Raw genomic sequence first — 11,413 nt, 5'->3', positions numbered from 1 at the left:
CTCTTCTGTTCCATCTGGTTCATCCGGATTCATGTTAGCTGGAAAAAGTAAAGATTCAGCATTTCCTAAATCACGCTTTTAAATGGTAATTTACCAAGCAGCAAATTACAAAATCAATAATATTACACCTACAACTCCGAGTGAATCGGCATTGTACCTTCCGGCTATCCTCTGATATGCTTCGAGCTCATATATCCCGTCCCTATTATAATCTACCGGATATAAAGCAGATAAAGGGTTGACCCATCCAGCTATCGGTGCCTTCAAAACACCATACTTGTATAGTAATGAATCACTTTTCTGATATCATACGTATCCAATTTTCATCCCAACTGTTTCTTTATTATCAATATAGAATTATATGCAGGAATTTTGTGGATAGCTTGAGAGTTTTTTGAAATATATAAATATAAAAAGCTAAGTATTACACTGCTGGCATGACTTGGGGTACCGGTATGACCTTAAACGAGAAGCTATGAAACTCAAAAGAGTTTTTCAATAGATGGTGAATCAAATTTTCCGAGTTATTACTTTCTTCTTATTGAAAAATATCTCAATTTATGTCAATTGAAACCAAATTACGAGTTTGTTATCTTAGTTAATGAACCGGTTCATGACTATTTTCTGTATGAATATTAGGCACAATAAAAGGAGAGATGAAACCATGACACAAGAACGTAAATCAACAAGCGCAGTGGAGCAGTATGCTAATCTCATCCCCATGAGCGAAATTGCTTCGAACGCAGATCAATTATTTCCTTTTCCAATCTTTAATAGTTTACGACAAAAAACTCCTGTAAGGTACGACCAGGCTCGAAGCTGCTGGGATGTGTTTCGATATGAAGACGTTCATTATATTCTAAAAAATCCAAAACTGTTTTCATCGGAACGAGGGTCTGGAACTCTTCAAGGAAGCATTTTGACAATGGACCCTCCTAGACACACAAAAATGAGAAACTTAGTGAACAAGGCATTCACTCCTAAAGCAGTGAAGGATTTAAAAAATAAAATCGAAGAGGTGACACTTTACCTTCTCGATCAAGTTAATGAGAAGGGGACTATGGATCTCGTTCATAATCTTGCTGGTCCGTTGCCTGTCATTATAATTGCCGAATTATTGGGGGTCCCTGCTAAGGATCGGGATCTTTTTAAAACCTATTCTGATGTTCTCGTGGCAGGCGCCAAAGATGGTTCAAATGAAGCCTTCCAAAGAATGGCACAAAAACGTAAGGAAGGAAGTGGGTTTCTTAAAGAATATTTCAAAAAAATAATTTTAGAGAGAAAAATTAATCCTGAAGAAGATTTAATTTCGCTATTATTAGCAGCAAAAATTGATGGGGAAAAATTAACAGAAGAGGAAGTACTATCTTTCTGTGTTTTATTATTAGTTGCGGGCAATGAAACAACAACTAATTTAATTACAAATGCCGTACGCTATATGACAGAAGATAAAAACATTCAAGAACAAGCTAGGACAAATCTACCTTTAATACCAAAATTGGTAGAAGAAACACTACGTTTTTATCCTCCAATACAGGCAATTGGCCGTGTTACAAAGGAACATGTCAAAGTTGGGGGCAAAACAATCCAAAAGGGGGAACAAGTAATTTGCTGGGTCGCTTCGGCAAACCGGGATGAACAAAAGTTTGCAGAACCTAATCGGTTTACGTTAGAAAGGAAATTAAATCCTCATTTGAGTTTCGGGTTTGGTATTCATTTTTGTTTAGGTGCCCCGCTTGCACGTCTAGAAGCAGAAGTAGCTCTCGTGACACTATTAAGTACATTTGCAAAATTGGAAGGTGTAAAAGGGACTGAGCTGGAGGCGATTCCAAGTCCGTTCGTTTTTGGAGTGAAAAGTCTTCCTTTAAAATTCACAAGATAATGAGCCTTGCCTCCTAAGAATATAAACGAACACCCTATATTTATTCCAGTTATTAGAAATAACACTGCACTAGGTTGATAAAAACTAAATATATAATTCGGATTTTATGACGTAAAAAATAAAGAAACGAAAATGGAAATCACAAAATGATTGCCATTTTCGTTTTAAATACTATTTTGGTTTTAGGGCACCTTGATGAAAGTCTTTTCTTGTATCGAAATATGCATAACCCTTCTGGTAATTCCTACTTTTCATATATTTCAAGAGGCAAATCATCCGGATCACAAAAAAAAGTAAACCTTTTTCCTGTTAACTCATCAACACGGATAGGTTCGACTGGAATGTTTTCTTTTTCTAAACCTTCAATAGCTTGATGAATATCTTCTACTTCAAAAGCAAGATGTCTAAGCCCTCTTGCTTCTGGATAACTTGGACGGTGGGGGCTATCCGGAAATGAAAACAATTCCAGCTGATATTCCCCTCCCACCATTAAATCTAATTTATAGGACTTCCTTTCTGCCCGATATGTTTCCTGCTTAATATCACATCCTAAAATGTTTACATAGAAGTTTTTTGATTTTTCATAATCGGAACAAATTATAGCTACATGATGTATTTTTTTTACCTTCATTTGCTTCCTCCCTAAGATGATTGGTTATTTTTATAATCTAATTTCACCAAAGTTATCCATTAATAAAAAATTAGATTTCAGTTCCTTTTATTTTCATTTCTTCAATCTTTGAAACTGGTGCTGATTCAGTATCTTTTTTTATTTCATGAGTTACCGAAGGAATGATAGGACATGGGAGGGAAAGCCTCCAGGCGCGGCGTTGGAAAATGTTCATAACATGGTAAAATTCCATTGTTCTTTTATTTCACGATGCCTTAATGTCCCTAAGTTACTTCATATATCCGTTAACATACATTCAAAATGAACCCCTGCGAATAAGCGGGTTTTTACGAGAAAAACGTTTTAAACTGAGAGAGTTCAATAAGGTGAGGAGCCTGGCGGCGAAAAAAAAGAGATTTAGTTTAAAAAGAATCACAAGTAGATGAATCTATATTGTGATTCTTTTCAAGCCTAAAAAAAAGCGGATTCAAATCTTTAATTCTTCTCTCCGAACTCCTTTCCTGCTGATTTTTGATCCTTTATTTTAAAAGAAATTAGGAAGCTAATTAACGAAAGTACAGCGATGACAATAAATGAGATTTGCGCGCCATACATATCAGGATGTACTATCTCGGGACGCTGCTGAGCATTTTCGGTAGCTGATGTCATCACAGTAACAAGTATTGCAGTACCTACAGATGCGGCAATCATTTTCATCGTATTATCCATTGCTGCTCCATGGGCGATTAACCGTTTAGGCAGCTGGTTTAAGGCGGCCGTTGAAACAGGCATCATAACCATGGCTAATCCGAACATCCGAATACTGTACATTACCATTATAAATGTAAAACTTGTCGAAGGACCAACATCCATAAAAGTAAAGGAGGAAGCGCTTATGAGGAGTAATCCGCCAATAACCAACCACCTGGCCCCAATCCGGTCAAAAATACGTCCAATGAACGGGGACATTAACCCGGTAATAAGTGCTCCAGGGAGTATCGCTAATCCAGCTTCAAACGCAGTAAATCCTCGCATGTTTTGCATAAATAGCGGGATGAGCGTTTCGGCACCTATCAGACCCATAAAGGTAATGGCTCCAATAATAATGGCAATCGGGAATAATGAATACGTGAACACACGGAACTCCAGCATTGGATGCTTCAATCGCAATTGCCTTTTGATAAACCAAACAAGTGAAATTGTTCCAATGCCTAGGGATATGATAGTACTCCCGTCTGTCCAGCCATAATTACCAGCAGCTGTAAATCCATACAATAATCCACCGAAACCTACGGAAGATAAAACAATCGAAAGCACATCCACTTTTGGCCGTGTAACTTCTGTTACATTTTTTAAAGCGAAGAACGCAACTATGATATCAATAATAGCAATTGGAAGTATGATAAAGAATAACACCCTCCATGAGTAGGTCTCCGTAACCCAGCCCGACAAAGCTGGCCCAATAGCCGGCGCGAAGGAAATGACCAGCCCGACCAGTCCCATGGCTGCACCCCGTTTATGAACAGGGAAAATCATTAGGAAGACTGTTTGCATTAACGGGAGCATAATTCCGGCTCCGCTCGACTGGATCATCCTTCCTAGCAGCAGCATTCCAAAATTAGGAGCTAGCCCCGCTACCAATGTACCAATAGCAAAAATCCCCATGGCTGAAAGGAAGAGCTGTCTGGTGGTAAAGCGCTCCAGTAAAAACGCGCTAACAGGGATCATGATCCCATTAACCAGCATAAAAACGGTAGTTAGCCACTGTGCACTATTTGCCGTAATATTCATTTCTTCCATTACAGGAGGAATCGCGGTAATCATTAATGTTTGATTCAAGATCGCAATAAATGTACCCGCTAGCAAAAGGGCAACAATTGTTGTCTGTTTACTTTTTGTTGAACTCAATTATGGTCCCCCTTTACGATTTGGAAAAAACATACTTTTGTAGATTACACGAAATTACATCATATATCCACTTATTTGCTGTTAAAAATAAAAGCAATAAAGTCAGCATTAAATCATTACTTTCCCTACAATAAAAGGGGATTCCCTTTGAAGAACAGGTTGCAATTGATGTGCGTATTGCCCTAGTCACAGGGTTGCTGTCACAGACCGCAAAGTAGCAGATAAGTAGAGAGATGATGGGGAACACAGGAGCAAAGTGTATGCTCCTTATGTTGTTTATAGGGTCCGTTTCTGAATAGCTCTGTATAAAAAAACCTGTGAAATAATTCCTTTAATGGAGTATTCCTTACTGTCATACATTCGTAGGACCAAGACTATTTTATCCTTGGTTATATATGATCTCATCTTTCAAGTAATTTTTCGTTTCTCGGTTTCTTCTTGTATAAATATTGTCAACTAAGGATAATGTCATTTTATAAAGTAGGTTACCTTGTTTTTCGTTAGTGGCTTGATGAATGGCCAGAGTGTTCTTATCTTTAGTCTTCCCTACCCATTTCGTCATTTACATTGTATCCCCTTGTAGAATATAAGTTTTGTGCTGAAATTAAAAAAGAGCACTTTGAAAATACCGATGCTCTTTAAATAGTAAAAAATAAAATTATTATTTATTATTTTCTGATTCTTATACCTTTTCATTGTGCTATCACAAATATAAAGGTGTATTTCCATTCCTGTTTAGTAATCTTTTTTTCACCAACCAAGCGCCTCCCATAATTCCTGCATCATTTCCTAACGTGGCATTGGCTAACTCCACTCCTTGCAATACTCTTGGAAAAGCAAAACGAGTAAATTGCTCTTTTAAAGGTACTAACAGTGCATCCCCTGCTTTGGAAACTCCTCCACCAATGATAATTTTCTCAGGATTTAAACCATTCGCAAGATGAGCTAATGCTAATCCTAAATAAAGGGTAACTTTCCCAATCACTCTATTAGCTAATTCATCACCCTCATTCGCTACTTCAAATACTAGCTCAGATGATAATATTTGATGTTCATTGTAAAAATCCCTCAGTCTACTTGGTGTCTCGGTAAAAGATAATTCTTCAATCGCTAAACGAACAATACCTGTGGCAGATGCTATGGTTTCAATACATCCCGTTTTCCCACAATTACAAGGTGCCCCATCCTCTACGAGAGAGGTAATATGCCCTATTTCGCCACCTGCCCCATTTATTCCATGTACAATTTGCCCATTGGAAATAATTCCACCACCAACGCCCGTTCCCAAGGTGATACATAATAAATCTTTTGACCCTTGTCCAGCACCTTTCCACATCTCCCCAATGGCTGCTGCATTTGCGTCATTATCAACTATGACTTGCAAAGATGTTCCCATTTCAAGAAGATCCTTCAAAGGAAAGTTATTCCACCCTAAGTTAACTGCGACATCAATAGAACCATTCCCCAAGTTAACAGGACCGGGTGCTCCAACCCCAATACCAATTAACTTCTGTTTTTCTTGCCCCAACTCACTTAATGTTTGATCTATTGATTTAGCCATCTCCTTAGGAATATTTTTCCCTTTTTCATTTATATTGGTAGGAATTTCCCATTTATATATAATCTCACCATTTTGATTGATAAATGCCATTTTAATAGTTGTACCGCCTATATCTGCACCCACTAACCATTTTTCATCCATCAATACTCACCCTTTTTCATTCAAGTTGGCAAGGAACTGTATGCCTTCACCTTACGGCAAGTTAAGATTAAATTCGTTAATCTTGTACTAGCTATCGACTATACAGCTTTACTTTTTTATATAGTAATTAAGAAGTTTAACTCCTATCTTTCCTTGTTCAATAGAAATTTTTCTAGAGCTACGATAGCCCTTTGTTCATCGTCTCCATCTGCAGTAAATTTAAACTCCTTTGCCATGTCTAACTGTCAGTGCCATTCCCCCGATATTACTTTTCTCAACTACCTTTTTTCCTTTTTCACAATATTAATGTCACTGTTAAAAGATGATGCTTTTCCTACAAATTTCAGCACCAGATCGAGATTGGAGTCCATGACGAAGAAGTACGTCAATTTTTTTCTACCATTAATCCTCACTCTACCCTTACTAATTTATCTATTTTTTTTATTGAAATTAAAAAACTTATTTCTCGTAGTTCATACATCTGTTATAAGACACCAGCTTCTCTTCTTTTATGTGTTTTCATAGGAAGTGGAATACGAGTCTCCGTTTTACTATCAAAGAAGTGTACCTTGTTCATGTCTATAGCTAATTTCATTTGTTGACCTGCTTTCACTTCTGTACGAGCATCCACGCGCGAAACAAAGTTCTGATCATTAATTTGTGAATAAACCATTATTTCAGCACCCATTAATTCTGCCACTTCCACTTTAATATTTATTGTTGTATTCGGTGAGGCATCAACGAAAATCAGCTCATCATGAAAATCTTCTGGACGTACACCTAAAATCATTTGTTCACCTATATATCCTTGCTCACGTAATCCTTTCATTTTTCCCTCTGGCACCTCAATACGTACCGGTCCGATATGGAAGATACCCTCTTTTAAGGTACCAGTAAAGAAGTTCATCGCAGGAGAACCAATGAACCCGCCAACAAATACATTTGCAGGTTCGTCATATACTTCTTTTGGTGCACCCACTTGTTGAACAATTCCATCTTTCATAACAACAAGACGAGTTGCCATGGTCATCGCTTCTGTTTGATCATGCGTTACATAAATTGTGGTGGTTTGTAAGCGTTGATGTAGTTTAGCAATTTCAGAACGCATTTGGACACGCAGTTTTGCATCCAAATTGGACAATGGTTCATCCATTAAAAATACTTTTGCATCACGAACGATTGCACGACCTAAAGCAACACGTTGACGTTGCCCACCCGAAAGGGCCTTTGGTTTACGCTGTAAGTATTGCTCTAGACCAAGGATATGGGCAGCCTCTTGTACACGACGATCAATTTCCTCTTTCGCGAATTTACGTAATTTCAGACCGAATGCCATATTGTCATAGACGCTCATATGGGGATATAAAGCATAGTTTTGGAAGACCATTGCAATATCTCGGTCTTTTGGTGCCACGTCGTTGACACGTTTACCATCGATAAAAAAATCGCCTTTTGAAATCTCTTCAAGTCCTGCAATCATGCGAAGAGTAGTTGACTTACCACAACCAGATGGACCAACAAAGACAATAAATTCTTTATCTTCAATCTGAAGGTTAAAATCTTTCACTGCTGTTACGTTTTTATCGTAGATTTTATAAATATGATTTAAACTTAACTCGGCCATTGTTTTCTCCTTCTTGAATCAGATTTTTTAATTTGTAATAGACTAGAATTTTATGATAATTTGATTTTGAAAAAATATTGTGATATGGATCAAGTAGATTCATACCACAACGACCTTTCAATAAAATTAACTTGTTATGCCCACCACATCTGTGAAGGTGATTCCTCAATTAAAACCGTTTGTAAGTTTGTCACTGCACGTTCGAATCCCTCATCAATAGACATGATCGCATCTTCATGCTCGATACTTACCACATAATCATACCCGTATGTGCGTAATGCACTCATCATATCTGACCATTCTTTTAAACTATGTCCACAACCAACTGAACGGAACGTCCATGCCCGCGAGCGAACTTCTCCATATGGTTGCATATCGGTTAACCCAAACATATTAATATTTTCTTGATCTAAATAAGTATCTTTGGCATGAAAATGATGAATGGCATTTTCTTTGGCTAAAATCTTAATGGCTGCCACTGGATCAATTCCTTGCCACCATAAGTGACTTGGATCTAAATTCGCTCCAATTGCATCACATGTTTGTTCTCGAAGTTTTAACAAGGTATAAGGTGTATGAACTAAAAATCCTCCGTGCAATTCTAATCCGATTTTCACGTTATTCTCTTTTGCATACTCTCCTACCTCTTTCCAATAAGGAATGAGCTTTTGTTCCCATTGCCAAGTTAAGATCTCACCATATTCATTTGGCCATGGAGTAACCGGCCAGTTTGGGTATTTAGCCCCCTCGTGATCACCAGCTGTTCCTGAAAAGCAGTTGACAACAGGTACATCAAGTAAAGAGGCCAGCTTAATCGTTTTACGTAAGGTTTCATTGGATTCTTTTGCAAACCCTTCTTCTGGTGAGATAGGATTTCCGTGACAACTAAATGCACTAATCGTCAATCCACGATCCGCTACTTTCTTTTTATAGCTTTCTCTCGCATTCGCATCTTCTAATAATTCATCTAACGGGCAATGATGGTTTCCTGGATAGCAGCCTGTCCCAATTTCCACGGTATGTAACCCAGCTGTTTGCACTTTATCTAGCATGTCTTCAAATGAATAGTTTGCAAATAGAACAGTAAATACACCCAATTTCACGTTGTTTTCCTCCTATAGGTCCCAAATTCTTAATATGGTAAGATATTTTTATAAAGCGGATTTTAAACTGCTGGCTCTTTTATCGCTAAAAAGGTACTTACAATTTGTTTGGTTTCATGAGATTCAATAGCGGCTAGAATAACAGATAGAGATTTTGCCCCTTCCTCTCCTGAAACGGCTGGCTCTTTATCCTCTACGATAGCATTTACGAATTGTTCAATCACATGTGAGTTGTCTTGGCCGCCCTCATCGTTTGATTGAATTTTGCCAAGCTCATAATTTGCAACCTCACCTGTTGCGTATTGAACGATTAAGGAATACGTTGGATGATCTTCTAAACGAAGAATTCCTTTCTCACCGTAAATAATCGTGGAGTTATCTTCTTGACCCACGTACGCCCAACTAGATGCGAGCGTTCCAATAATTCCACTTTCTGTTTTTAACACACATACTGCGTTGTCATCGACATTAGCAAAATCTTTAGCGTTCGTTTGCACAAATGCACCTACTTCAACGATTTCTTCACCAAGAATGTAACGAAGTAAATCTGTTTTATGCACACCTAAATCTCCCATGGCTCCAATAAACGCTTCTTTCTTTTTAAAGAACCAACTCTCTTTACCGTCAACACTCCATTGCTCAGGTCCTCCATGACCAAATGCGGTACGGAAGCTATATATTCTTCCAATTTCACCACATTCAATAAGTTGACGTGCTTTTTGATGGGATGAAACGAAGCGTTGATTGTGACCGATCATAAGTTTTTTGCCACTTTCTTTTGCTGCTTGAATCATAGCCTGAGCTTCTTCTTTTGACGTAGCCATTGGTTTTTCACACAATACATGAACGCCTTTGTTTAAAGCTGCGATTGATATGGGCGCATGCAAATAATTTGGTGTACAAACACTCACTGCATCTACCGTTTCGCTTGCGAGTAATTCTTCATAATTTTTATATACTTTTGCACCATACTGCTTGGAAACTTCAATGGCGCGCTGTTCATTTATATCACAAACTGCTACAATCTCTACTTCTTTATTCATTTTATATTCTGGTAAATGACGAAGTTGAGCGATACTTCCACAACCTATAATCCCTACTTTTACTGTTTTCATAATCAGTTTCCCCTTTAATATCCTTAATTTTTCACTGCAATTCGTTCCAGTGGTGTTGCATTTCCGTATATAGGACGTTTTCTGTCAACTGGGTGTGCCCATTTCACGCCATTTATAATGACACGTTGAATATCTTTATTGTGATATGTTGGATACGTTTCATGGCCTGGTCTAAAATAAAAGACTTTTCCATTGCCTCGTTTATATGTGCAACCACTGCGGAAAACTTCCCCACCTTCGAACCAACTCGTAAAGACTAATTCGTCTGGAGCCGGGATATCAAAATGTTCCCCGTACATTTCTTCGCGTTCTAGCTCGATATATTCTGAAATGCCTTCAGTAATCGGATGACTAGGATCTGTTACCCAAAGACGCTCTTTTTCATCTGCTTCGCGCCATTTTAAATCACAACTTGTACCCATTAATGTTTTGAAAATTTTGGAGAAATGGCCTGAATGCAATACGATTAAGCCCATTCCATCTAATACACGCTGCTTTACCTTTTTAACAATTACATCGTCTACTTCATCGTGAGCTAAATGCCCCCACCAAATCAGCACATCTGTTTCTTCTAATACAGCATCTGTTAAACCGTGTTCGGGATCATCCAATGTAGCTGTTTTTGCATCAAATCCGCTTTCTTTTAAAAATGCTGCAATAGCACCATGAATACCTTCAGGGTAGACTTCTCTTACAACTGGATTTTTTTGTTCATGTCGATTTTCATTCCATACAGTTACTTTTACCATCATAAATACTCCCTCTCATTTTGATTTGATGTATTGAAATTATTATCCGTAAATCTCCAACTTCACAATACATAAGCTGTCGATTTGACTGCCCAACCGCTTTCTAAAGTATTTGCTTTAGAGGTCTGCCTGCCAACCTATCACTCTATGGACTGCACTGAATTAAGTCGTTAAAAACAACGTAAACGTTTACGTTAATGGTACTGTAGTCTTCCTCATAGCGGATAGCGGATAACGGCTGTCAATGCCCGTGAGTTGTGGAACAGCCATTACATCACTTGAACAGAATACAGCTGTAAATGTTGGATAGTCCAAACTTGAACCACCCTTTCTATTCCACGTTGAAGACCATAATACCCATATGTACTCATATGTACTCATTTGAATGGTTACCGTAACACCAACATCATTTATAGCGTCCTTAAATCCATTTACACGAGGAATTGTCGAAATGACATCTCCTTTTGTTCCGGCAATCATCCCAACATCAATTCCTGTTAAAACTTCACTTGTTAATTGTTTCGATACTTTGAGAACCAGTAAGCAATATATCTAGTACAACAGCCTTAGCCTGATAACCAATCTCGTCAATCACTTTTCTGAATGCCAGAAACAGATAAAACTGGCTTTCTTTTCTGCATCAATAATTGTAATTTCCACCAACTTTCTACGTAAACGTTTTCTAAAAACACACTAGCACATGTGTAAAACCTTTTCAAT

Annotated in this window: 10 protein-coding genes and 2 pseudogenes; 1 reads left to right on the top strand and 11 read right to left on the bottom strand. The window is 37.9% G+C overall.

Annotated elements, in window-relative coordinates:
* Positions 1-117: 117 nt before the first annotated feature.
* A pseudogene (locus tag FNK51_RS24600) lies at positions 118-273 on the bottom strand (VCBS repeat-containing protein); the annotation flags it as partial.
* Positions 274-664: 391 nt separating this feature from the next.
* Between FNK51_RS24600 and FNK51_RS24595 the strand changes: the two are divergent.
* On the top strand, positions 665-1,882 hold the full coding sequence (locus FNK51_RS24595; RefSeq protein ID WP_141995015.1) for a cytochrome P450: 1,218 nt from the start codon (positions 665-667) through the stop codon (positions 1,880-1,882).
* Between the two features lie 244 nt (positions 1,883-2,126).
* Here the strand turns inward: FNK51_RS24595 and gloA2 are convergent, their stop codons facing one another.
* From gloA2 to FNK51_RS24550, 10 genes and pseudogenes are all read right to left on the bottom strand, one after another.
* Positions 2,127-2,513 carry an SMU1112c/YaeR family gloxylase I-like metalloprotein gene (gene gloA2 / locus FNK51_RS24590; RefSeq protein ID WP_141995014.1) on the bottom strand — a complete coding sequence of 129 codons (387 nt, stop codon included), beginning with the start codon at positions 2,511-2,513 and terminating at the stop codon, positions 2,127-2,129.
* Between the two features lie 474 nt (positions 2,514-2,987).
* Entirely contained in the window at positions 2,988-4,400 is a 1,413-nt protein-coding gene (locus FNK51_RS24585; protein ID WP_141995013.1) for a DHA2 family efflux MFS transporter permease subunit, read from the bottom strand.
* Between the two features lie 276 nt (positions 4,401-4,676).
* Positions 4,677-4,802 (bottom strand): annotated as a pseudogene (locus tag FNK51_RS27415) (recombinase family protein); the annotation flags it as partial.
* A complete protein-coding gene (locus tag FNK51_RS26795; protein ID WP_133345271.1) occupies positions 4,780-4,962 on the bottom strand; it encodes a hypothetical protein in 183 nt (60 codons plus the stop codon). The gene FNK51_RS26795 and the pseudogene FNK51_RS27415, both read right to left, overlap by 23 nt.
* A gap of 141 nt (positions 4,963-5,103) precedes the next feature.
* Entirely contained in the window at positions 5,104-6,102 is a 999-nt protein-coding gene (locus FNK51_RS24575) for an ROK family glucokinase (RefSeq protein WP_141995012.1), read from the bottom strand.
* A 484-nt stretch (positions 6,103-6,586) separates the two neighbouring features.
* A complete protein-coding gene (locus FNK51_RS24570; protein ID WP_141995011.1) occupies positions 6,587-7,726 on the bottom strand; it encodes an ABC transporter ATP-binding protein in 1,140 nt (379 codons plus the stop codon).
* A gap of 134 nt (positions 7,727-7,860) precedes the next feature.
* On the bottom strand, positions 7,861-8,829 hold the full coding sequence (locus FNK51_RS24565; protein ID WP_063234584.1) for a sugar phosphate isomerase/epimerase family protein: 969 nt from the start codon (positions 8,827-8,829) through the stop codon (positions 7,861-7,863).
* 62 nt (positions 8,830-8,891) lie between these two features.
* On the bottom strand, positions 8,892-9,944 hold the full coding sequence (locus FNK51_RS24560; protein WP_141995010.1) for a Gfo/Idh/MocA family protein: 1,053 nt from the start codon (positions 9,942-9,944) through the stop codon (positions 8,892-8,894).
* A gap of 23 nt (positions 9,945-9,967) precedes the next feature.
* Positions 9,968-10,693 (bottom strand): ThuA domain-containing protein, encoded by a 726-nt coding sequence (locus FNK51_RS24555; RefSeq protein WP_063234582.1) that lies wholly within the window; start codon positions 10,691-10,693, stop codon positions 9,968-9,970.
* A 189-nt stretch (positions 10,694-10,882) separates the two neighbouring features.
* Positions 10,883-11,173, bottom strand: coding sequence for a type 1 periplasmic-binding domain-containing protein (locus FNK51_RS24550; RefSeq protein ID WP_098372822.1), 291 nt, complete (start codon positions 11,171-11,173; stop codon positions 10,883-10,885).
* Between the last annotated feature and the right edge of the window lie 240 nt (positions 11,174-11,413).

Origin of the sequence: Bacillus sp. B4EP4a, assembly GCF_006680105.1 — a bacterium.
GTDB classification, from domain to species: domain Bacteria; phylum Bacillota; class Bacilli; order Bacillales; family DSM-1321; genus Peribacillus; species Peribacillus simplex_E.
The sequence above is the reverse complement of the archived record's forward strand: the minus strand, read 5'-3'. Positions and strand labels throughout refer to the sequence as shown.